Here is a 23,878-nt window from a genome sequence, read left to right as displayed (position 1 = left end):
TTTAAGCAGCTAAGGATTGAGGAGAACCTTTATTTGCAGGCTGTAAGAGAGTAACTTTAATATTTTGTTGCTTGGAATAATGATGAGAATTTTGCTTTCGCGAAAGCGTATTCAACAACATCCCAATTAATTCTACACGAGCATCTTTTCCAGCAAGAAACTGGCGTAAGTCGTCCATAGAATCAATATCTTGAAGAGATTTTAAAACATCTATTTCACTACCTAAGTCCTTGAGATAATCATGAAAAGAACTTGTCAAGCGTTGAGATTGCCATGGCAAATTCTCGAACGATTGCGGTTGAAACTGCTCACGATTCAAACCTATGAGATATAAACCACCGTCTGCAGATTTCCCGTGAACGGCTTTACCGTTTTGCAAGGCTGTCTTTGCTGCATGAATTAAATCTACGGTGAGTAAAGGCGTATCGTTTCCTAGGCTTATAATCGATTTATATCCTTTATCAAAAACGTCTTGAACAGCATTAGTGAAACGGCTCGCAAAGGAATTACCACGTTGTTCTTTTTCTGTAAAATGATAGTAATCCAGTCCCGATGCTTGTACTGTTTTGAGAATTCTAGCATTTAAAACATTCATCACATCCACATTTACCAGTGATTTACTGGTAGTATCAACCTGTGCCGATTGGGCAAAAAGTAAAATAGCGGTCTGTGAACGTTTCTTAATCATATTATGCGACTACACCTTGACAACTACTCCCTGCACCAGCAGTACAGCCGTAGCAGTGTTGAGAGATTTGAATTTTACGATTATTAATTAAATCCTCGTTATAATCATCTATATGCTGAATCTTATTGTCGATTTTCAAATCAAGCATTTGGTTAAAATCGCAATCGTACAACCATCCATCCCAAGAAATTGAGATCGTATTTGTACACATTACATTTTCTACGGCTGCTGGATTATAAGCATCAACGAGTGCATACATATAATCTTCATAATTCTCACTTGCCACCAGATAGTCTAAGAATCGAGCGATAGGTAAATTAGTTATTGCAAATAAGTTATGAAACTGAATATCAAAGTCTTCCAATAAGGCAGCTTTCATATCCTTTTCCATACTCGCTTGATCACCAGGTAAATATGCTCCACTAGGATTATAAACTAGATCTAGTCTCAAACTGCTGCCTGGCATTCCATAGCCGCGCTCATTGAGTTCATGTAATGCTTTAATAGACTTATCAAAAACACCATCACCACGTTGGGTATCTGTTTTTCCTCTGGTCCAGTGCGGCATAGAAGAGACAACGTGTATATTATGTTTCTTAAAGAAATCTGGTAAATCGTGATACTTAGGATTTGCTCTTATGATAGTAAGATTAGAACGCACAATAAAATCTTTAATTCCAGCTTCACTTGCTTGTTCTACAAAGTATCTAAAATCTGGATTCATCTCTGGCGCTCCACCAGTTAAATCTAAGGTATGTGCTCCAGTAGTTTTTATTATCTCAACGATTTTATCCATAGTATCGCGAGTCATGATCTCTTTACGATCTGGTCCAGCGTCCACGTGGCAGTGTGCACAAACTTGATTACACATATAACCTACATTTACTTGAATGATTTCAAGTTTTTTAGGTCTGAGTGGGAACTGATCAGTGGTATCCTTTATTTTTTTTGCAAACGAAGGCAATTCACCGTTTGAAAATGGTTCTCCATTAAGGATTTCCATTTGCTTATTGATATTTGCTAAATCTGCATCTCTTTTTTGAAGAGAGGTTTTGGTATTTACAGCCATAAATTATGGTCTCTTTTTTATTTATTTACGTAGTTATTCATGCTACGGTTTTGCATAAGTAGTCAGAAAATCTCACAAATCTGTCACTATTAAACTTAAAGTCTCCATCTAGAGGTGAAATTTACAATACTCAAGGAGGAATTTACAATCCTCTTAAATTTCATTTCAGGAATTCTCATAGTTCTAATTCAACCAGCCTACTTTTTTCTTCCAGGCATCATATTTTATTTTTCGGTTCTTATAATTTGCTGGTGATGTTCTTTTTTCCTTAAAAGCTTGATCACGCATGGCTTTAGTTTGAGCTTCAACAGTATTTAAACCTAACTCTAATCTGCGAGCATTTACATGTACAACATCATCCATCTCTAGCGGACTCAATGCTCCATGCTCATCCCAATCAAACTGAGTTCCGTATAGTTGTGGACGCTCTTCAAAAACCGCAATCCTATCGGCTAGATAAGCTAGGTTCATAGGATTTGCTTTTCCAGCAGCAACAGCAACTTCCAGTAATCCTAAACACTTTTTCATAAAAGCTGGTTGACTGATTCCATGCTGAATGACCAACCATGCAGAGTTACTTGCTTTTTCACCTACCTGATCTACCGTAGGATATCCTATTTGAGATATAATATCATTTAGAATTTGCACATTCTTATTATGCAACAACTCCATTTCTTCATTATAGCCGTCCTCAAGAATTCCTTTTTTTAAAAGCTCATTTCTGAGTTTTAAATCAGCTTCTTCGAGGTCGATTATTTTCTCTGCAATTTCAGGGAATTTCATTGGTAGTGACTTAAAGGTTTTCTTCAATTTAAAAAACGATGGTATATCTAAATTTCTAGGCTATGGTTTCGCAAAGCAACAAAAATCTCAAAAACAAATATCGATGAATCTGCTCGTCGCAGATTATCGGGATAAGCGATAGGTAAGACTTTGCTGCGCAAAAACTATATCCCCAAACAGATCCCGATGAATCTGCTCGTCGCAGATTATCGGGATAAGCGATACGTAAGACTTTGCTGTGCAAAGTCAACGTCCTGCTTACATTTCCAATTTATTGACTTTATTCATCATTTGAACACCGTGTACTAATGTTGCTCCAGCTTGAATGGCTCCAGCAACGTGAACAGCCTCCATCATTTCTCCTTTAGTGATTCCTCTTTTAAGTGCATCACCTGTATAAGCATCTATACAATATGGACAGTGAACTGCATGAGAAACTGCCAGCGCAATTAATGATTTTTCACGAGCAGTCAATTCTCCTTCTTCAAACACTTTACCGTAATAATCAAAGAACTTTGTTCCTAATTCTTCACTCCATTCCGTGATTTTCCCAAATTTTCTAAGATCCTTAGGATCATAATAAGTCTTATCCATTACTTTTATTTTTTACAAATGTAATGCAATACTAATCTCATAAACAATGTCATAATTTTAATCCATTTCACAAATTTGAATTAATAAAGTGATAAGAATTTACTAAGGATTATCATCTAATTATATATTATAAGTATTTTTAACAAAACCAATAAATAGAACTCATGATAAAAATATTAGGAATAGTAATGGCAGTAGGTGGAGCAATAGCTCTAATTCTAGGCGTATTAAGTGCTTTTGGATCTATGGAAATAGGAAATGCAAAATGGCCGTGTATTATACTAGGTGTTATTTTCTTCTTTGCAGGAATTTCAATGCTTAAGAGTCGCAAAGACTCAGACGCTATTGCAGCAGACAACAAGTAATAAATTAAAAAAGGCTCTTAATAAAGAGCCTTTTTAATTTTTTCAAATTTTTGTTTTATTACTTCACTTCCCAAACGCGATAACCGTATGGCGGAAATGTAAAGTTGTAGTCTGCAGGAATATTTGATTCTGATCCTCTAACTACATCAGTCATTTTACCTACAATGGTAGGAGCTTTAAACTCCACTAATTCTTCTGAGAAATTTGCTACATAGATTACTTTATGACCTTCTTTTTCTCTTTCTATCGCATATATTTTTGAGTCCTCACTAGTATTGATTCGTCGATAAGAAGCGGCATCTTTTCCACCATTAAGTGCAGGATTATTAGCTTTTAAAGCTCCTAGTTTCTCCATAGTATTCCACACTTTTCCTTTCTCGTGTGGGATTTGATCTTTCTCAAAGAACTTTAATCGTTCTGTCATTCCATATTCTTGACCTGAATAAATGAGTGGCATACCTGGAATTACATATTGAAAAGCAAGCATCGCATCGCTAGCATCTCCCATACGTTCTGTAACGCTTCCATTCCATGAGTTTTCATCGTGATTAGTGATGAAATTCATTAAAATGTGGTTTTCTGGATAATTTTCTTCCACACGTATCATGTATTCATCCCACGTGTTTACGTCAGTTTTTCCTTGAGCAAGTTCGTTCATGATATGATGTCCTTCCCAATTGTATCCCATTTCAAAAGCACCTTGAAATAAGTCTTTCTTTTCACTTTCTGCGAGCATGAAAACTGGTTTGACATCTCTAATTGCTTTAGACGCATAGTTCCAAAACTCAGTAGGAACTTCATGCGCTACATCACAACGGAAACCATCAATATCATACTTATCTACCCAAGATAACATGGAGCTTGCCATAGCATCCCATAATTCCTTATTGTCATAATTCAAGTCGGCAGTGTCTGTCCAGTCAGTTCCTTTAGGATGGATGATGTTTCCTTTACCATCTTTAGTATAAAAATCAGGATGCTTTTCTATCCACAAGTTATCCCAACCTGTATGATTTGCTACCCAATCAAGGATCACATACATTCCGTTATCATGAGCTGTTTGAATTAACTGTTCTAAATCTTTCTCAGTTCCTAAATCCGGATTTATTTTTTCATAATCTGCGACAGCGTAGTAACTTCCTAAGTATTTTTCACGCTCTGCAGGATCTTTTATATCCTCAACTAGTAAATCACCTTTTGCTTTTCTATTCTTCTCAGATATAGGGAAAATAGGCATCAACCAGATCACCTTTACACCTAGCTTTTTAAGCTCTGGAATATCTTTAGTAAACTCATTAAAAGTTCCTTTTTCAGAGTACTGTCTTATGTTTGCTTCATAAATCACCGCGTTTTCCAGATCTGCATCTGTGATAGGTGAGTATGCTGTTTTAGTTTCTTCAGGAGATTTTTCCACAGTGTCCTTTACAGCTTCTTTACAAGAGAAAAGAGTCATGGCGGTAAAGAGTAGAATGAGCCATTGTGATGTTGATTTTTTCATAAATTTTATTCTTGAATAGTTTCTTTAATTCTAGTTTGTACCATAGCAAAGTTACGTGCTTTTACTTGGATTTTATTTCCAGACTCCAGCGCATTAAGAGCAGTAATTTCAATGTTTTGCTGGTCAGTCGGTTTAGTATGAACATTTAAAGCAATGGCATTTTCATTAAAATAAACGATGGTTTCCTCGCCAAAATAAGTGCGCTTCAACACTAACAATCCATTTGCTTCACTTATTACTTCAGTGGTACCGTATAATAATGACATGGAGTTTCTTCTTAGTTCCACAAGGTTCCTAACTAATTCTCTCAAGTCAGATTCTCTCTGTGAGAGATCTTTAAATTTCATCATCTTGCGATTGTCAGGATCGTTTGCTCCTATGCTACCGTACTCGTCGCCATAATAAATAACTGGAATTCCAGGAACCGTCATATTAAATGCTTGTAACATTCCTAATCTATCAAAAGCAGTTGTGTCGCTCATTCCTATTTCTCGCGTCCAGCCAGCTTTTTTTGCATCTTCTTCAAAGGTCACATCACCGCTAGCATAGCTTATAAATCTAGCTCGATCTTGGTTTCCAGAGATATTACCCATTAAATGGTGGTGCCCATAATATTCTAAACCTTTAAAGAGTGTTTCTGTGAGGTTTGCGTAGTCGCCATCCGCTTTCGCGAAAGCGGAAACAGCAGCATCATACTGGTTAAAATCAAACTGCCCATCTAACATCCCAGTGCTCACGTAACTGCGTATTAAATCGTAGGATCCATAAGTTTCTCCAATCTGGTAAATAGGTCGATCAGTATTCTCGCGCACTTTTTGTGTGAGTGTTCTCCAGTACACCTCAGGAACGTGCTTAGTCGCATCATGACGGAAACCGTCGAGCTCATAATTAGTGACCCAGTAAAGAGCAGAATCTGTCATTTTTTCAACAACCTCAGGTTTTGAGAAATCCAGTGTAGGCATAAAAGTGTCAAACCAAGTGGTCAATCGCTGGTCGTCCCATCGCTCGGTATTTAAACTGCCGTCCTCAAGGTAAAGGTTAGTAGCCCAATCTGGATGCTCCTTATATAATGGATGTTCCTCGTGGACGTGATTTGCCACATAATCTAGGATCACATTCATGTCGCGATTATGCGCCTCTTCAATGATTTCTTTAAATATCTTTTCATCACCAAAACGGTAATCGATTTTAGTATTTGAGATAGGCCAGTAACCGTGATAACCGCTAAATTTGGTCCTCGGCTCAGGCCATAAACCATAAGCTCCTTCAGGATTTTGCGTGATAGGTGACAACCAGATGGTGTTGATTCCTAGTTCTTCAAAATAGCCATCTTTAATTTTTTCAAGTACTCCAGCAAGGTCTCCACCCATGTAATTTGCTTTGGGAAGAATTTCAGGATCTGGAACTGGTTTAGTGTTTGAAGCGTCACCATCCAAAAAACGATCTACCATCATAAAATATAACACCTGATTGTGAAAATCAGATCGCGCCAGTTGTGACGGGTCTTTAACAACATCTCCATTTTGCACTGGAACTAACAAGTCGTTTGTGCGACCATTTGCATCACTGGCATATACTCTTACTAGTTGCGTTTTAGATTTACGGTTTGCAAAGTTTTTCTCTGGCAATTCTACAATATAAGAATTACCTTTTTGAGCAGCACTTATCATTTGGTTTTCATAAATAACCACAATATTCTCTAAAGCGCTTGAGGTTGTAAACGTGAATCCATTATCTAGAATTTCTCCATAGTTTAATTGTGCAGGTGCCGCTTTCCTTGAATTATCAATCACTCGATTAAATCCACCCATTCCATTGCTGATCACATTATCTTCCTGACCAGTTAATCGTTCTTCCTGACCATTTTTAAGGAATATATATTGAAATTTACCTTGAGGAACTATAGCGTTATAAACTAATCGGTCACCTTCTATTTCTAAATCTACTGGAGCCCAATTTGTAAACTCACCTTTGATTTGCACGTTTTTATTTGCTGAATTCCCGTAGTAATTAATAGGTATTATGGCAGAGGTACTTTTGAACACCGGAATATCATTTCTTATTCCGTCAGTCCATAAGGTGACATGAGAAACATATGGCGCCACAGAATCCAACTTGATTTTTAAAGGTTCAGTAGCATTTTTAACATTAGGATTGAACAATACTCCTTTTCCATAAGTAATACTATCTAACTCATTTACATCCAGTAAATAGTCTGAAGTATAAACTTCAGTTCCTGCAGTTGCTGCATAAATAGGAGAAGTCATAGCTTCAATAACGCTAGGTCTTGTATCGCCTGATTCTGCTTCTTTTTTATCACCGCAACTTATGATGAGTAAAGCAGCGATTATGGTGAGTAGTTTTTTCATATTAAATTTAATCCGTTAAAGTAATAGGTTTTACTCTGGTGCAAACATACTTTGCCTATCGGCACCTGACTGCCGTCAGGCAGGTTTCCCTCAAGGGAAAACCTTTATGAAGACTTTGCTAGTTTGAAATACCTGATTCATCTTCGATTTCAGCCAAACCTCACAGCACTTAGAGACCTGTGAGGTTGACCTTGTTTGTTCAATAAACCCCAAAGGTTTGCGAAACCTTTGGGGTTTGTCTTAAAACCATCTAGGTCCACTTTTCAAATCATCTAAATCAATAACCATACTCGTCTTTCCTTCAATTTTCAATTCTTTAGTTAAATCAATTAATTGATTGGTTAAAATATCTTTTCCTTTTTTTCTTCCAGCAATTCCTTCTGCAAATTTCTTAAGATCTAAAGTTACAGCTTCTGAATTGTTATTGATGATTACCATTACTCTACTATCATCATTATAACGGAAATATATATAACAATTATTCTCAGGAACATATTGCAATAACTTACCGGTATGCAACACAGATTTGTTTTTACGGTAATTCAGCAGTTTTTTAGTGAATTCTTGAAAGCCTTTTTGGTAATCTGTTGGTTTGTTGAAAGCGTTTATCTCATCTCCATCCCAGCCGCCTGGGAAATCTCTCCGTATATCTCCATCACCATCTGTATCTCTATTTCCATCCATACCTATTTCATCACCGTAATACAATTGAGGAATTCCACGAGTAGTTAAAACAATTGTCATGGCGAGTTTATACTTATTTAAATCACCATTGTACAATCCATTACCATTGATACGATTAGTATCATGATTTCCTGCAAAAACTAGGATATTATCAATATCTGGATATAAAAAGTCATTGACAAAGTTCTCATAAACCTTTACCATTCCTTGATCCCAGTTTTGCTGATCTTCATTAAAAGCTTTCATGATGGCATCATGTAATGTAAAATCCATCACACTAGGTAAACCAGAATTATAACTTTGAATTGCTCCTATCGCAGAGTCTTTTTGCCAGAAAGCAATTTGTGCCTGATCATGCATCCATGTTTCACCTACAATATTAAAATTCGGATATTCATTCATGATAGCTTTGGTCCATTTTGCAATTCCTTCTTTCTCATTATATGAATATGTATCTACTCTAAAGCCGTCGAGACCTGCATATTCAATCCACCAAATGGAATTTTGAATTAAGTAATTTAGCAGCAGCGGCTCACTTTGATTCAAGTCGGGCATCGTGCTTACAAACCAGCCTTTCTCAGCATAATTATCATCATGTTGACTTACATTAGGATCCATTTGAGTGGTTTGTCTATAACTAGAATTTGCATATCCAGCGACTGGGAAGTCTTTACCAGTATTATCATCAAATTGATGTATCCAAGTTTGTGTAGGTAAGTCTTGCATCATCCAGTGAGTCGCGCCCCAATGATTGGTCACATAATCCATGATGAGTTTCATATCACGTTTGTGCAACTCATCACCTAATCTTTTATAATCTTCATTTGTTCCATAGCGAGGATCTATTTTATACAGGTCGCTTTGTGCATAAGTATGATAAGAATACTTTTTATCGTTATCTTCTAATAGTGGCGTACTCCATAAAGCTGTAACTCCTAAATCTTCTAAATAATCTAAGTGGTCGATGACTCCTTGAAGATCGCCACCATGTCGTCCACCTTTAAATTCCCGATTTGCTTTTTCTACGGTGTCATCTGTGCTATCGTTAGATGGATTACCATTTGCAAAACGATCTGGCATAATCAAATAGATTGCATCACTGGAGTCGAATCCTTTGCGCAATTTTGAATCTTTTTTTCTTTCTTTAAGCTCATAATCCATCACATAATATGTGTCATAAACATTAAAGCTTATGTTATAACTACCAGGCTGTTTCCCTAAAGTTTCTAAGGTCACAAATAAGTAATTTGGATTCTCAGTTTTGGTGATTTTTACTATAGGTAAATCACTATCAACTCCATCATTCTTCGCTATATTTTTCCCATAAAACATTACCTCAACTTGTGAATGCTCCATATCTGCCCACCAGAATGGCGGTTCTATGCGGTCTATGGTTTGTGTTAGCGACGCTTTCGTCCCGTTCTGCAAAGGGTTAGACTTTAATTGTTCCGCTTTCGCGAAAGCGAAATAATTAAAAACGAGAATAAAAAGTAGACTACTGAGTTGAATTGCCTTATTCATGATTTAAGCATTTATAGTTTGAGGCTGTAGGGTTATTTCTTTACCATTTACGATAATATCAATAGACTCTGAGCCAGACATGGTAACCTCAGTTCCAGCTTTATCAACTTTAACATGCAACACTTGATTGCGGAAGTTGATTTTAAAACTGAATCCTTCCCATTGAGATGGTAATTTAGTTTCAAAGCTAGGTTTATCATCTACAATTTTAAGCCCACCAAATCCTTCTACAATACTCATCCATGTTCCTGCCATACTTGTGATGTGACAACCTTCTTCTACCTCTTTATTATAATCATCAAGATCTAGTCGAGAGGTTCTCAAGTAGAAATCATAAGCTTGATCCATGCGATCTAACTTAGCCGCTTGAATACTATGAACACATGGTGATAACGAACTTTCATGAACAGTTAATGGCTCATAAAAGTCAAAGTGTTTTTCTAATTCTTGCTTTGTAAAATGATCTTCAAAGAAATAGAATCCTTGAAGTACATCTGCTTGCTTGATATAACAGCTTCTCAAAATACGATCCCAGGACCACTTTTGATTGATAGGTCTATGGTTTCTATCCAGATCTTTAACTGGAATAATTTCTTTATCTAAGAATCCATCTTGCTGTAAATAAATGCCCAACTCTTCATCAAATGGTTCGTACATTCCGTCTGCTACTTCAAGCCATGAAGCCGTTTCTGATCCTGTGAGGTGTGTTAGACCTATGATGCGCTGGTAATCATCATCATATCCGTCTTTTACCTTATCTAAATGTTCTAAGGCTTGATTGATACACCATTTGGCTAAATAGTTAGTGTACCAGTTATTATTCACATTATTCTCATACTCGTTAGGTCCAGTCACACCTAGGATCATGTATTTATTTGCTTTACTGGAGAAGGTAGCTCGTTGATGCCAGAATCTAGCGATAGCGATCATGACCTCAAGTCCCATTTCTGGAACATAAGAATAATCTCCTGTATATCTCACGTAATTGTAAATGGCAAAAACCATCGCACCGTTGCGGTGAATTTCTTCAAAGGTGATTTCCCATTCATTATGAGATTCTTCACCATTCATGGTAACCATAGGATAAAGAGCAGCTCCATTAGAAAACCCTAATTTCTCAGCGTTTTCAATGGCCTTGTCTAGCTGCTCATATCTATATCTTAAAAGGTTACGTGCTACTTGTTGATCTTTAGTAGCCATGTAAAACGGAATACAATAAGCCTCTGTATCCCAGTATGTTGAACCACCGTATTTTTCACCAGTAAATCCTTTAGGTCCTATATTTAATCTCGGATCTTTACCGAGATACGTCTGATTCAACTGGAAAATATTAAAACGTATTCCTTGTTGTGCTTTAAGGTCGCCGTCTATGGTAATATCTGCCATGGCCCATATTTGAGCCCATTGATCGATTTGACTTTGCAATAATACATCATATCCGTTTACCGTAGCATGAGTAAGCACTTTTCTTGCATAATCAAACAAGTCATATTGTTGATGATTTAAACTTGATGTATAACCGGCATACTTTCTTAATGTTATGCTTTCACCTTCTTGCAATTCTATACTTGCAGTATGACGTATTACTTTATTATTTTGTTCTAATTGGTTTGCGTATTGAAGATGTTCTCCATTTTGCACGAGCTCAGATTGCATGAATGTGCACACATGGAAATTTGTCTTATTAGTGCGACTTCTTATAAATGCTTGATGCTCTTCAGAGATTAATTCTTCTATTTCCCAGAACGCATCATTCCAGTTTGAATCTAGGTTTGTAATTCCAGCATCAATATATGGTTGAAATTCAACTTTTATATCGCCTTTTACTGCAGTAACTTGATAATTTATCACACCTAATTCATCTACCTCAAGACTTAAAAATCTTTTAGCAACCACTTGCACAGCCTTATCTTCAGAAAAATGAGCTATAAACTTACGTTCTAACCAGCCTTCTTTCATGTTCAATTCTAGGTGGTAGTTAGTTACTTTTTCTACTTTATGTAAATCAAGTGGTTCACCATCTATAAAGACATCTATCCCTATAAAATTGGGTGCGTTGAGAACTTTTGCAAAATATTCTGGATATCCATTCTTCCACCATCCTACACGAGTTTTGTCTGGATAGTAAACACCTGCGACATAGCTTCCTTGAAAAGCTTCTCCTGTATATTGTTCTTCAAAATTTGCGCGTTGTCCCATAGCTCCATTTCCAATGGAAAAAAGACTTTCGCTAGATTTTACTAATCCAGGACTCCATCCTTCTTGAATGATGGACCACGCATTTGGTTTTATATATTCCTGATTCATTACTTCTTCTTACTTAATAGTGTATTGATATAATCCTGAGGCATGTCTGTAAAATGACTGAATACTTCGTCTGCCTCGTGAAGTATGTCTTGTTCTCCTAATCCTATAGATATCATTCCTGCAGTATTTGCTGCTTGAACTCCAGCAACACTGTCTTCAAAAACGATGCTTTCCTGAGCACTATAACCCAACTGCTCGCAAGCACAAAGGAAAACCTCTGGATCTGGTTTTGCTTTTGTAACATTAGTTCCATCAACAATGACTTGAAATAAATCCTTGATGCCTAATTTTTCTAAAATAGGTCGAGCGTTTTTACTTGCACTTCCTAAAGCGATAGGTTGATCTTGTTTTTTTAATTCTAATAAAAAATCATGAACTCCTGGCATGATATCATTCACATCAAGTGTTTCAATGAGTTCTAGATACTCCTCATTTTTCTGGTCCATCTTAGCTTGAAAAAGCTCTGGACTTATTTCTTTATTTCCCCATTCAAGAATTTTCTTGAGGGAATTCACACGAGAAACTCCTTTGAGTTGCTCATTTTCATGTTCTGTAAAATTGATTCCTAAAGAAGCTGCAAGTCGCTGCCATGCAATAAAGTGGAATTTTGCTGTATCCACGATAACTCCATCTAGATCAAATATGAATGCTTTTTTAATCATTTGATTCTGTAGATTGATAAGTAATTGCGTTCTTATCTGTTATTAAAAAATTACTGATTCCTGCAAGAACTAATGCGATTCCAGCAACAGTCATGGCGTGAATAGCTCCTTCACCTAATAAACTAGACGTCCAATTTACTCCACCTAAAGCGGCGATAATTTGAGGAATAACGATGAACATGTTAAAAATACCCATCATTAATCCCATTTGCTTAGGGTTTACACTACTGGATAACATCGCATAAGGCATAGAAAGAATACTACCCCATGCGATTCCTATTAATGAAAAAGAAACAATGAGTAAAACAGGATTAGATATATAGTTCATCATTAAAAAACCTATTCCACCAGCTATTAAACAAGCCATGTGAACATATTTTCTATTGATGCGTCTCTTTGCAGTATATAATGTCAATAAAAGAGCAAAAACCATGGAAGATAATCCATAAATTCCCATATAACCACCTACACTATTAGCAGCTTTTTGATAGGCTGTATTTTGTACATCAAACGCAGCAAGTTGAACAGCATCAGTCATATCAAAACTAGTTGCTACTGGTGCTGGAGCTTGAAAAACAGCTTCAGTTAATGCTGGCGTGGCTAGACTCCACATCGTAAAAAATGCAAACCACGAGAAGAATTGAACCACTCCTAGTTTCAACATCGTTGGTGGAATTAATGAATAGGTCTTAGAAATACTTGAGATCATTCCTTCAGTATCGTCCTCAGTCTCACCATTAAATTGCGCCATTTCATCTGGAGAATATTCTTTAGTTTTAAAAACAGTCCATAAAATGGTTATTAAAAAAACAGCCGCTCCTATCGCAAATGCCACTTTCACAGAAGGTGGAATCACTCCTGCAGGCGCCTCGTCAGAAACACCAAGCATAGAGACTAATGCTGGCAATGAACTCGCTATAAATGTTCCTATTCCTATAATAAGAGTTTGCATTACAAAACCGTAGGATCGTTGAGAATCTGGAAGCTTGTCTGCAACCAGTGCTCTAAATGGTTCCATTGAAATATTAATAGATGCATCGAGAATCCATAAGAATCCAGCTGCCATCCATAATGCTGACGAATAAGGAACAAAAAATAATGCTATAGAACTTAAGACAGCTCCAACAAGGAAATAAGGTCGTCTTCTCCCAAATCGAGAAGACCAAGTTCTATCACTTAAAAAACCTATTATGGGCTGAACCAATAAACCTGTTAAAGGCGCAGCAATCCATAAAAGAGGAATTTCATCCTTTACAGCTCCTAGAGTTTGAAAAATACGTGACATGAATCCACCTTGTAAGGCAAATCCAAATTGAATACCGAGAAACCCGAAACTCATGTTCCAAATATCCCAGAAACCTAACTTAGGCTTTTGCATATCGTTATTTTTTAATGACGATAAGCCTTATGACTTATCAAAACTTAGTGTGTGTGAAGAAGATAAGTTTTGATAAACTTCTTAAAGAATTCTTCTTTAAGACAGTGCAAGGTAAAAAATTACGGTGTAGATTCTCTTTCTATGAGAGAAGTTTTTACGATAACGGTTTCGTAACTTTCTTCTTCTTGATGATTTGCCTCAAGTTTTTGAATCAATTTTGCAGCTGCTAGTCCACCCATTTCTTCACCTTTTTGACCTATAGTTGTTAATGTAGGGCTTGCATATTTAGAAAGTATTCCGTCTGTAAAAGCCACTATGGCAACATCACTTGGTATATTCTTGCCCATTCCTTGAAGTGCTTTACTCGCTATAACAGCAAAAAGCTCATTTACCGCTAGCAAACCGTCATAGTCTCCAGCCGCAAGAAAGTCTTTAATCATATCTCTACAATTTTCTACATCTTCTACTTTTAATATGGCGCTTTCATCAATTTCATAACCTCTTTTCATGAGCGCTTCTTTAAAACCTTGCGTGCGCAATCTTCCTACATTCACATAGTCTGGAGTAGTAATTAAGCCTAGTTTTTTACAGTTTTTACGCAATAAGAAATCGGTCGCTTTATTTGCTGCCTCTACATCATCTATGATAATTTTATCACATGCAATATCGTCAGACACACGATCAAACATGACTATAGGCATTCCTTGATTAGTTACTTCTCGCAAGTGATGGAAATCTTGTTTCTCCATGGTTTCTTTAGAAAGACTCATTATAAATCCGTCTATACTACCATTGGCCAGCATATCCATATTCACAACTTCTTTATCAAAACTCTCACCAGACAGGCAAATGATTACTTGATATCCTTTCTCGTTTGCCACTCTTTCTATTCCCATAATAACGGTTGCAAAAAAGTAATGCACGATTTCAGGAATAATCACTCCTATCTTTTTAGTCTTTTGATTTTTAAGACTCAGCGCAATATTATTAGGCTTGAAGTTATACTGCTTTGCGTATTCTTTGATTTTAGTGCGAGTTTCTAAGCTTATCTCATGAGAATCTCTTAAAGCTTTCGAAACCGTTGATATAGAAACCTTTAATTCTTGTGCAATTTTCTTAAGAGTTAATTTTTGAGCCATGTATTATAAATTCTTTATATCTAATTAGTTACGCTTTCGCGAAAGCGAAATATAACATATATAAAGTTATAAAAAAACACCGAAAACGTTTTCGTAGAATTGCGTTATTAAAAGGTTTCTCTAACTAAGAGTTTGTATATTTTTGAACCGTGTGTGAAGAAGATATTCACTATTAATTTAAACAAATTTCAGTAATGAATCAAAAATTTAAAACTGCTTTATTGTTCCTGGTACTACCCTTATTAGCTATGGCTCAAAGTGTTATCACTGGAACGGTTAAAGATGCAGGCACTGGATTACCAGTTCCTAGCGCCAGCGTTATGGTAAAAGGCACCTCAAATGGTACTGCTACAGATTTCGATGGTAATTACACGCTTAATAATATACCCGACGGTGCTGTGATTGTCTTCTCCTATATAGGCTATACCACGCAAGAGGTTGCTTATACAGGACAAAGCTCCATCAATATTTCCCTTGAAGAAAACCCATCAGAACTCGATGCGATTGTTCTTATAGGTTATGGTAGTATCAAACAAGCAAATGTTACGAGTGCCCAAGAAACTATCAAGTCTGAAGAGTTTAATAAAGGTGCTATCACTTCTCCTGGTCAGTTAATCGCTGGTAAAGCTGCTGGTGTTCAAGTTACCGCTGCAAGTGGTCGTCCTGGTGATGGTCCTGTAATACGTGTACGTCCTGGTTCTACTCTTTCAGGTAGTCAAGATGCTTTATACGTAGTAGATGGTGTGCCGCTTGATCAAAGTAACGCAAGTTTGAACTCTATCAACCCAAATGATATTGAAAGTATAACTATATTAAAAGATGCATCGGCAACTGCTATTTATGGTAACCGTGCTTCAAATGGTGTGGTTTTAATTACTACTAAGAAGGCTAACTTCAGTAGTGATCTTAAAGTAAAGTATGACGTTCAGTTTGCTATTGAGAAGGTAGACAACTACATAGATGTGTTAACAGGTGATGAGTTCCGTCAGTTAGTAGCAGATCAAGGCCGTGATACGTCTATACTAGGAGATGCAAATACAGACTGGCAAGATGCTATTTATCAAAATGGTACTCGCGCCATTCACAACCTTACTATTGAGAAAGGTTATGAATCTACTTCAGTAAGAGCTTCTTTAGGTTATAATAATGAGCACGGTACATTGCTACGCTCTGGTTATGAAAGAGCTAGTTTAAGTTTAAACGTGATCCAAAAGTTACTGGATAACAAACTTAAATTAACATTCACTTCTCAGCTTGCAAAAGAAGAAATAAGAAGTGCCGATGGTGGCGCGGTAGGCGCGGCAGTAGTTTTTGACCCTACACAACCTATCATGAGTGGTAATAATGATTTTGGCGGATTCTTTGAATACACAAACTCAACAGGTCCTGAACCTAATGCTCCTAGAAACCCATTAGGCTTATTAAATAGCCTTGACTCTCAACTAGACAATAATCAAGCAAGATTAAACATGAACGCTGAGTACAAGTTACCAGTTGAAGGTTTAAAGTTTACAGGTAATGCTGGTGTTGATTATAACGAGTTTGATTCTTATTCTTTAAGAAATCCTAATTCTGGAGCAGGCGCTCGTGTCGCTTCACAAAACTATGATCGTGGTATAAGAAGAAATAATTTACTTGATGGTCGTTTTGATTACAAAAAAGATCTTGAGCAATATGATACACAAATGGACTTTACTTTAGGTAGTAGTGTTCAAACGTTCTTTAGACAATCTTTTGGTCGTGGACTTGAGAATGGATCTCTTGTAAATTTCCTTTCTTCTCCAGATGAGAATTCAATAGTGACTTTCTTCGGTAGAGCACAATTTGACATCATGGATCGTTTTGTTCTTTCTGGAAGTTACTCTCGTAATGGTAGTTCAAGATTCTCTGAAGAAAACCGTTGGGCAAATTTCTACGGTGTAAGTGGAGCTCTTAAATTAACTAATACTGATTTTGTTAAAAACAGTACTGTTTTATCTCAGTTAAAATTACGAGGTGGATTTGGTCAGACAGGTCAACAGGAGATTAATGCTCCATTTGCTTACTTGTCAACGTTTACTCCAGGACAACAAACAGCTGCTGTACAATTCGGTAATGAATTTGTAACTACTATAAGGCCTGAAGGTTCTATAGACCTAGTTTGGGAAACAACAGATCAGTGGAATGCTGGTATTGACTTAGGATTCTTTAATGATCGTGTTACTGGTAGTGTAGATGGTTTCTATAGAGAAACTTCAGATTTATTATTATTTGGTCCACTTCCAGCAGGTGGTCTTGAAAACGGTAGTATTCAAAACGCTGGTTCAACATTAAGCCGTGGTATTGAAACTAGTATTAACGTAAAAGTTATTGAAAGTGAAAACATGTCTTGGAACATAGGTGGAAATATCACGTTCCAAGAAATCGAAATTACAGACTTAGCTGGAGCAAACGATGATCCAGTACAAGTAGGTGGTATTTCTGGTGGTGTAGGTAACAATATTCAAGAATGGGCTGTAGGTTCTGATCCTACAACATTCCATGTATATCGTCAAGTTTATGACCAAAATGGTGCTCCACTCGATGGCGTTTATATCGACACTAATGGTGACAATGTAATTAATGATGCTGACAAGGTGCGTTATAAGAAAGCTAATCACGATGCTTACTTCGGTTTAACGACTAACTTTACTTACAAGCGATTTGATTTAAGTGCTACGTTAAGAGGTGCTGCTGGTGGTTACAACTATAACAATGTAACTTCAAATGCTGCAAACCTTGGAAGCATTTTCCCAACTAACACTCAGAATCCGCTTTATATAAATACTCCAGCAGACTTCAATAATACTGGGTTCAGTAATCAAGAATTATTCTCTGATTATTATGTACAGAAAGCAGATTTTGTCAAATTGGATAACCTATCGTTAGGTTATAACTTCCCAGGCGACAAAGTGGACATAAGAGCCTCTATAACAGGAACTAACTTACTTACTATTACAGATTATGATGGAGTTGACCCTGAAGTTTTCGGTGGAATTGACAATAACTTATTTCCTAGAAACCGCGGAATCATCTTCGGTTTAGGATTCAACTTTTAATATTTAAAAAAGCAATAATATGAAAATGTATAAATCAATTATTCTGGCTTTTTTCGGAATGCTCCTTTTCACAGCCTGTGATGATGTGCTTACCGTAGAGCCTGATGGAGATGCTCTTACAGAAGCAGATTTACTAAAAGATCCTACGGCTTATCGTGGACTTATTGCAAAAGCTTATGCAGGTTTAATGCTAGGTGGACAATCTGGTGGAGATGGAAATGCAGATATTTCTGGTATCGATGGTGGTTTTTCAAACTACTTAAGATTATACTGGAACATGCAAGAATTAACCACTGATGAGGCAATCATTGCCTGGAATGATGGAACCATTAAGGATCTTCACGGTCATGTATGGACAGATGGTAACGAGTTTATCAATGCGATGTTCTCACGTATCAACTATCAAATTTCAATATGTAATGAATTCTTAAGATTATCTTCAGATTCAAAACTTGATGAATTTAATGTTCCTAGTGACATTAGAGCTGAAGTTGCAGATTATAGAAACGAAGCTCGTTTCTTAAGAGCTTATTCTTACTACCATGGTATGGATCTTTTTGGAACTATGCCTTTCAGCACAGAGAATACTGATGTTGCAAATGGTCTAGAAGCGATCAACAGAACTGATCTTTTTAACTGGATTGAAAGTGAGTTAACCACTATTGAAGATCAAATGATAGTTGCAGGAATGAATGAATATGGTAGAGCAGATCAAGCAGCTCTTCAAATGGTTCTTGCAAAAATGTACTTAAACGCTGAGGTTTATACGGGCACTGAAAGAAATGATGATGCATTAGCTTACATCAACAAAGTAATCAATGGTGGATATACAATCCCTTCTGTTCCTTATGCTTATAGTTTCTATGCAGATAATGATAGTAATGGAGCTCAAAGCGAGTTTATATGGACACTAAACTTTGATGGTTTGAACACACAAACCTTTGGTGGAACTACATATTTGACACATGCACCAGTAGGTGGAGATATGGATCCATCTGAATTTGGTATCAACGGTGGTTGGGGTGGAATACGTACTACTAAGCAATTTGTAGAGTTATTCCCAGGAATGGAAAACAGTGCAGATCAACGTGAAACTTTCTTCACAGGAGATCAAACTCTAGAAATTAATGATGTAGCACGTTTTAAAGATGGTTTTGCCATTCAAAAATTTAAGAATGTTGATGTTAATGGAAATCCTGGTAGTGATACTGTAGGAGACTTTGTAGATATCGACTTTCCAGTTTTCCGTTTATCAGACGCTTATTTGATGTATGCTGAAGCAACCGTAAGAGGCGCAGCTGCAGGAGATCTTAACGTAGCAGTAGGTTACATCAACCAGTTACGTGAAAGAGCTTATGGTAACACCAGCGGTAATATTGCTGCCGGAGACCTAGACCTAGATTTCATACTCGATGAAAGAGCTAGAGAATTACATTGGGAAACTCATAGACGTCAAGACTTAATCCGTTTTGGTAAATTCACAACAGGTAAAGTATGGGCATGGAAAGGAAACGTTCAAGCAGGAACGACTACTGCTCCATTCCGCAATCTTTTACCTATCCCAGCACAAGAAGTAAATTTAAATCCTAACCTAGTCCAGAATCCTGGATATTAATTATAAAAAAGCAACACGATGAAAAAGTTTTCAATTTTAATATTATCGTTTTTAGCAATCGCTGCAATCACGTCATGTGACGACAATGATTCTGAAGAATTCAACTTAAACACAAACACCTCTGGTGAGATTACTCTTGCACCAGGTTCTGGAGCATTTGAAGTAACAGAATTTAATGGTGATGATCTAGCAGAGCGTTTCTCATGGAACGCAATCAGTCTTGAAGTACCTGTGCAAATCGATTATGCTTTGCAAATGGATACTGACATGGGTGACTATAGTGCACCACAAATATTAGGAGCTACTACAGATACTAACGTAGGAGTAACTTATGAAACTTTGAATGCAGCAGCAATTGCATTAGGTGGAGAAGCAACACTAGCAGGAAATTATAAATTAAGAGTTGTTGCCACTACAGCAGATCCTGCTGTAAATCCTATTGTATCAAATGAGGTGAATATTATTATCACACCTTTTGCAGCATATCCTTTCACAGATTTATATTTAGTAGGAGCCGCAACTGAGCCAGGATGGAGTAATGATAACAACAACCCAGCACTTTTCCGTGACCCTGCAAATGAAACTGTATATTACTACACAGGTTATTTTAATGGTGACCAATTCAAATTATTATCTTCTCCAGGATTCTGGCAACCTCAATATGGTGAGCGCAATGGTGCGGTAGGTGTTAATGATGGTGGTGGTAGCGATCCTAACGTATTTGCTGCTCCAGCTGCAGGATACTATGATTTTGTTGTGGACATTGATGGTGTTACAAACACTTCTGAAGGGAATTCAAGTTTTTCAATGACAGCAAACAGTGCTGCTGCAACCGCTGCAACATATATGACTGTAGGAATTATTGGAGATAGTACTCCAGCAGGTTGGGGCGCGAGCACAGCGATGATACAATCTTCTTTTGATCCACACCAATACAGCTTAAGAAATGTAACTCTTGTATCTGGTGAAATGAAATTCAGAGCAAACGACGATTGGGCTACAAATTGGGGTGCTGACACAGAATTTTCTGGTCAAGGAACTCAAAATGGCCCTAACATTCCTATCGCTCCTGGAACTTATGACATCTTCTTCAATGATTTAGATGGTCGTTACATGTTGATTCCAGTAGAATAAAGAATCATTTTAAATTATTAAAAAGGGCTGGGAACAGCCCTTTTTTAGATTAAAACAATAGCTATGAAAAATATTTTACTTCTCTTACTCGCGGTTTTAGGATTCGCTTTCGCGAAAGCGCAAGTAACCACAAACCCATCTACACCTACACAGACTGATCAGGTTACATTAATATTTGATGCAACTGGTACAGCGTTAGAAAACACAACTGGAACATTTTATGCCTACACTGGAGTTACTATAAACGGTACTAGATGGCAGAACATTCCAAACACAAGTTTTACAGATAATACAACAGCTCCACCATTTGTAAACACTGGTGGAAATATTTACCAACTTACATTAGGCACTAGCTTAGATGCTTTCTATGGTGTAACCGCAGGAGATGTAGTAAGTGAGATTTGTCTCGTTGTGAGAAATGCAAACGCAACAGTACAAACTAATCCTGATATCTTCTTACCTGTGTTTCAACCTGGTTTAAATACATTAATTACAGCTCCTACAAATGGAGAAATATTTAATTTAAATCAAACGATTACCTTAACTGGTGATGCGTCTCAAACGGCAAACCTAGAATTTAAAGTCAACAACACATCAGTAGCAACTACAAATGCAGCTACTATTTCAACACCTTATACATTCACTACGACAGGTGGACACAATATAGAACTAACTGCAGATAATGGTGCTCAACAAGTAAGTGACGTGATAAGCGTTTATGTTCCAGCGGCAACCCAAAATCAATCGAGACCTGCAGGTTTAAAAAATGGAGTAAATGAAAATGCAGATGGTAGTGTTACTTTTTTACTAGCTGCTCCAGGAAAAAGTGATGCAATGGTGATAGGAGATTTCACAGGATGGAATCTCAACGCAAACTACCAAATGAATAAAGATGGTGACTATTTTTGGGTGACAGTTCCTGCAGCAAACTTCACAGCAAACCAAACATTTCAATATCAGTATTTAGTAGATTATGATCTTAAGGTGGCAGATCCTTTTTCAGAATTAATTCTTGATCCTGGTAGTGACCAATTTATCAAGCCAGGTAACTTCCCTAATCTACCCGTTTATCCTACTAATCAAACTACTGGAGATATTTCCTTACATACTTACCAAGCAACTCCTTATAGCTGGACTGTAAACAATTTCCAAAGACCTGATAAAGAGAATCTAGTTATTTACGAACTTCTAGTACGTGATTTCTCTGAGGAAGACAGCTTTCAACAAGTAATTGACCGTATCGATTATCTCGAGGATTTAGGAATTAACACGCTGCAATTAATGCCCGTTAATGAGTTTGAAGGAACTGATAGTTGGGGTTATAATCCTAAATTTCACGGAGCTCTAGACAAAGCTTATGGAACACCAGCAAAATTCAAAGAGCTGATTGATTTATGTCACTCTAAAGGAATCGCAGTTGTAATTGACGTAGTTTATAATCATGCTTTTAGTCAATCACCTTTATGTCAATTATGGTGGGATCAAGCCAATTTTAGACCTGCGGCAAATAATCCATATTTGAATTCATCTCCTACACATGATTTTAATGTAGGTTACGATTTCAATCATGAAAGTCAGTGGACAAGAGATTACGTGAAACAAACCCTACAATACTGGATTGATGAATACCGCATCGACGGATTCAGATTTGACTTATCAAAAGGTTTTACTCAAAACTTTACTCTAGGAAATATCGGAGCATGGAGTGCTTATGATCAGTCAAGAGTAGATATACTCAACGATTATAAGAATACAATTTGGAACGCAAACAGTAATGATATTTACATGATTCTAGAGCACTTAGGTGACAACTCAGAAGAAACAGTGCTTGCAAACTCAGGATTCATGTTATGGGGTAAAATGACTGATCAGTTCAACCAAAACTCCATGGGATTCTCAAGTAATAATAATGTTTTCAACGCTTACTACACAGCGCGCGGATGGAACGACCAGCATTTAGTAGCTTATGCCGAGAGTCATGATGAACAACGATTGATGTATAAGAACCTAAATTTTGGAAATGCAGCAAACTCTTCTCATAACGTACGATCACTTCCAGTAGCACTTGATAGACAAGAGGCGATTGCAGCCATTCTATATAGTATTCCAGGTCCTAAAATGCTATGGCAGTTTGGTGAGCTAGGATATGAAATAGACATCGATCAGAATGGTCGTACTGGTCGCAAGCCTATTCCGTGGACTTTGAACTATGATACAGATCAAAACCGCATGGATCTATATGAAGCTACGGCAACTATGATAGGTTTTAAAACCTTGTATCCTGACACATGGAATACAACTAATAACAATCTTGATGTAGGTGGTGTCACTAAACGTATCAATCTTAACGGACCAGTCTTTGATGCTGTAGTGGTTGCAAATTTTGGAATTACCGCTCAAAATGTAAATCCAAACTTTTCACAGACCGGAACCTGGCATGAATACTTTAGCGGTACAACAGTGAACATCACTAACCAAACTGCTACAATAAACCTGCAACCAGGAGAATACAGAGTATATTCTACGCAACAATTGCAAGACCCATTGAGTAATACAGATATAGAAAACAGTTTAGGCAAGGTAAGATTGTACCCTAATCCTGCGCAAAATAGCTTCAGACTTTCAACTGAAATTGAAAGAATGAGTATCTATAATCTAAGCGGACAAGAAGTAATGCAGTTTACTGAGAGCTTATCGAGCTATTCAATTGAAGCACTTCCTGCTGGAATTTATATTATTAACGCACAGACACTCCTTGGAAATCAACAAATCAAGCTTATAAAAGAGTAGATAGACTTTAAATCTTATCATTTTATCGATAAATAATTTGAATAGACAGACAATTTGATGCTTAAATTTAGAAATAGAGATATTTGCACTGCTCAAATTAAGGGCTTAGGTTTTCCCTAAAAACCTTAGTTCCTATTTAAGTGTAACCAAATAATACTCTTTTCATAATTCATTCGGTTACAAAAGCCTATCTCACGATAGGCTT

General features: G+C 36.9%; 16 protein-coding genes. 5 read left to right on the top strand and 11 right to left on the bottom strand.

Going from position 1 to position 23,878, the window contains the following annotated elements; all coding sequences use genetic code 11:
• Position 1: 1 nt before the first annotated feature.
• From ACSHWW_RS01900 to ACSHWW_RS01885, 4 genes are all read right to left on the bottom strand, one after another.
• The gene (locus tag ACSHWW_RS01900) at positions 2-688 is read right to left on the bottom strand and encodes a TIGR04282 family arsenosugar biosynthesis glycosyltransferase (protein WP_435680707.1); all 687 of its coding nucleotides are present in this window, start codon (positions 686-688) and stop codon (positions 2-4) included.
• A gap of 1 nt (position 689) precedes the next feature.
• Positions 690-1,757, bottom strand: a complete 1,068-nt coding sequence (gene arsS / locus ACSHWW_RS01895; RefSeq protein WP_435680706.1) for an arsenosugar biosynthesis radical SAM (seleno)protein ArsS — start codon at positions 1,755-1,757, stop codon at positions 690-692.
• Between the two features lie 183 nt (positions 1,758-1,940).
• A complete protein-coding gene (locus tag ACSHWW_RS01890; protein WP_435680705.1) occupies positions 1,941-2,540 on the bottom strand; it encodes a DUF6624 domain-containing protein in 600 nt (199 codons plus the stop codon).
• 258 nt (positions 2,541-2,798) lie between these two features.
• Complete coding sequence (locus ACSHWW_RS01885; protein WP_435680704.1) at positions 2,799-3,134, bottom strand: arsenosugar biosynthesis-associated peroxidase-like protein; 336 nt, start codon at positions 3,132-3,134, stop codon at positions 2,799-2,801.
• Positions 3,135-3,298: 164 nt separating this feature from the next.
• Here ACSHWW_RS01885 and ACSHWW_RS01880 point away from each other — a divergent pair, with 164 nt between their 5' ends.
• The gene (locus ACSHWW_RS01880; protein ID WP_435680703.1) at positions 3,299-3,499 is read left to right on the top strand and encodes a hypothetical protein; all 201 of its coding nucleotides are present in this window, start codon (positions 3,299-3,301) and stop codon (positions 3,497-3,499) included.
• A gap of 58 nt (positions 3,500-3,557) precedes the next feature.
• Here ACSHWW_RS01880 and ACSHWW_RS01875 read toward each other — a convergent pair whose 3' ends face one another.
• The 7 genes from ACSHWW_RS01875 to ACSHWW_RS01845 form a co-directional block, all read right to left on the bottom strand.
• Positions 3,558-4,997, bottom strand: a complete 1,440-nt coding sequence (locus tag ACSHWW_RS01875; protein WP_435680702.1) for an alpha-amylase family glycosyl hydrolase — start codon at positions 4,995-4,997, stop codon at positions 3,558-3,560.
• 5 nt (positions 4,998-5,002) lie between these two features.
• Positions 5,003-7,366, bottom strand: a complete 2,364-nt coding sequence (locus tag ACSHWW_RS01870; RefSeq protein ID WP_435680701.1) for an alpha-amylase family glycosyl hydrolase — start codon at positions 7,364-7,366, stop codon at positions 5,003-5,005.
• A gap of 240 nt (positions 7,367-7,606) precedes the next feature.
• On the bottom strand, positions 7,607-9,571 hold the full coding sequence (locus tag ACSHWW_RS01865) for a glycoside hydrolase family 13 protein (protein WP_435680700.1): 1,965 nt from the start codon (positions 9,569-9,571) through the stop codon (positions 7,607-7,609).
• Positions 9,572-9,574: 3 nt separating this feature from the next.
• A complete protein-coding gene (locus ACSHWW_RS01860; RefSeq protein ID WP_435680699.1) occupies positions 9,575-11,878 on the bottom strand; it encodes a glycoside hydrolase family 65 protein in 2,304 nt (767 codons plus the stop codon).
• Positions 11,878-12,540 (bottom strand): beta-phosphoglucomutase, encoded by a 663-nt coding sequence (pgmB, locus tag ACSHWW_RS01855; protein WP_435680698.1) that lies wholly within the window; start codon positions 12,538-12,540, stop codon positions 11,878-11,880. Before pgmB ends, ACSHWW_RS01860 begins: the two co-directional genes overlap by 1 nt.
• Entirely contained in the window at positions 12,533-13,918 is a 1,386-nt protein-coding gene (locus ACSHWW_RS01850) for an MFS transporter (RefSeq protein WP_435680697.1), read from the bottom strand. The genes pgmB and ACSHWW_RS01850 overlap by 8 nt, the downstream gene beginning before the upstream one ends.
• 119 nt (positions 13,919-14,037) lie before the next feature.
• Complete coding sequence (locus ACSHWW_RS01845; RefSeq protein ID WP_435680696.1) at positions 14,038-15,057, bottom strand: LacI family DNA-binding transcriptional regulator; 1,020 nt, start codon at positions 15,055-15,057, stop codon at positions 14,038-14,040.
• 194 nt (positions 15,058-15,251) lie between these two features.
• Here ACSHWW_RS01845 and ACSHWW_RS01840 point away from each other — a divergent pair, with 194 nt between their 5' ends.
• The 4 genes from ACSHWW_RS01840 to ACSHWW_RS01825 all read left to right on the top strand — a co-directional run bounded on the left by ACSHWW_RS01840 (position 15,252) and on the right by ACSHWW_RS01825 (position 23,673).
• Complete coding sequence (locus ACSHWW_RS01840) at positions 15,252-18,134, top strand: SusC/RagA family TonB-linked outer membrane protein (RefSeq protein WP_435680695.1); 2,883 nt, start codon at positions 15,252-15,254, stop codon at positions 18,132-18,134.
• 19 nt (positions 18,135-18,153) lie between these two features.
• Positions 18,154-19,749: a RagB/SusD family nutrient uptake outer membrane protein gene (locus tag ACSHWW_RS01835; protein WP_435680694.1), complete on the top strand. Its 1,596-nt coding sequence runs from the start codon at positions 18,154-18,156 to the stop codon at positions 19,747-19,749.
• Positions 19,750-19,767: 18 nt separating this feature from the next.
• The gene (locus tag ACSHWW_RS01830) at positions 19,768-20,883 is read left to right on the top strand and encodes a SusF/SusE family outer membrane protein (RefSeq protein WP_435680693.1); all 1,116 of its coding nucleotides are present in this window, start codon (positions 19,768-19,770) and stop codon (positions 20,881-20,883) included.
• Positions 20,884-20,946: 63 nt separating this feature from the next.
• Positions 20,947-23,673, top strand: coding sequence for an alpha-amylase family glycosyl hydrolase (locus tag ACSHWW_RS01825; protein ID WP_435680692.1), 2,727 nt, complete (start codon positions 20,947-20,949; stop codon positions 23,671-23,673).
• Positions 23,674-23,878 lie beyond the last annotated feature (205 nt).

The sequence above is a fragment of the Nonlabens sp. genome (assembly GCF_051251825.1).
GTDB lineage: Bacteria > Bacteroidota > Bacteroidia > Flavobacteriales > Flavobacteriaceae > Nonlabens.
Note: the sequence above shows the minus strand (reverse complement) of the source record. Positions and strands in the feature narration are given on the sequence as shown.

Coding starts and splice junctions, on each gene's coding strand:
- ACSHWW_RS01900 (WP_435680707.1), bottom strand. CDS start 688: ATGATTAAGAAACGTTCACAGACCGCTATTTTACTTTTTGCCCAATCG.
- arsS (WP_435680706.1), bottom strand. CDS start 1,757: ATGGCTGTAAATACCAAAACCTCTCTTCAAAAAAGAGATGCAGATTTA.
- ACSHWW_RS01890 (WP_435680705.1), bottom strand. CDS start 2,540: ATGAAATTCCCTGAAATTGCAGAGAAAATAATCGACCTCGAAGAAGCT.
- ACSHWW_RS01885 (WP_435680704.1), bottom strand. CDS start 3,134: ATGGATAAGACTTATTATGATCCTAAGGATCTTAGAAAATTTGGGAAA.
- ACSHWW_RS01880 (WP_435680703.1), top strand. CDS start 3,299: ATGATAAAAATATTAGGAATAGTAATGGCAGTAGGTGGAGCAATAGCT.
- ACSHWW_RS01875 (WP_435680702.1), bottom strand. CDS start 4,997: ATGAAAAAATCAACATCACAATGGCTCATTCTACTCTTTACCGCCATG.
- ACSHWW_RS01870 (WP_435680701.1), bottom strand. CDS start 7,366: ATGAAAAAACTACTCACCATAATCGCTGCTTTACTCATCATAAGTTGC.
- ACSHWW_RS01865 (WP_435680700.1), bottom strand. CDS start 9,571: ATGAATAAGGCAATTCAACTCAGTAGTCTACTTTTTATTCTCGTTTTT.
- ACSHWW_RS01860 (WP_435680699.1), bottom strand. CDS start 11,878: ATGAATCAGGAATATATAAAACCAAATGCGTGGTCCATCATTCAAGAA.
- pgmB (WP_435680698.1), bottom strand. CDS start 12,540: ATGATTAAAAAAGCATTCATATTTGATCTAGATGGAGTTATCGTGGAT.
- ACSHWW_RS01850 (WP_435680697.1), bottom strand. CDS start 13,918: ATGCAAAAGCCTAAGTTAGGTTTCTGGGATATTTGGAACATGAGTTTC.
- ACSHWW_RS01845 (WP_435680696.1), bottom strand. CDS start 15,057: ATGGCTCAAAAATTAACTCTTAAGAAAATTGCACAAGAATTAAAGGTT.
- ACSHWW_RS01840 (WP_435680695.1), top strand. CDS start 15,252: ATGAATCAAAAATTTAAAACTGCTTTATTGTTCCTGGTACTACCCTTA.
- ACSHWW_RS01835 (WP_435680694.1), top strand. CDS start 18,154: ATGAAAATGTATAAATCAATTATTCTGGCTTTTTTCGGAATGCTCCTT.
- ACSHWW_RS01830 (WP_435680693.1), top strand. CDS start 19,768: ATGAAAAAGTTTTCAATTTTAATATTATCGTTTTTAGCAATCGCTGCA.
- ACSHWW_RS01825 (WP_435680692.1), top strand. CDS start 20,947: ATGAAAAATATTTTACTTCTCTTACTCGCGGTTTTAGGATTCGCTTTC.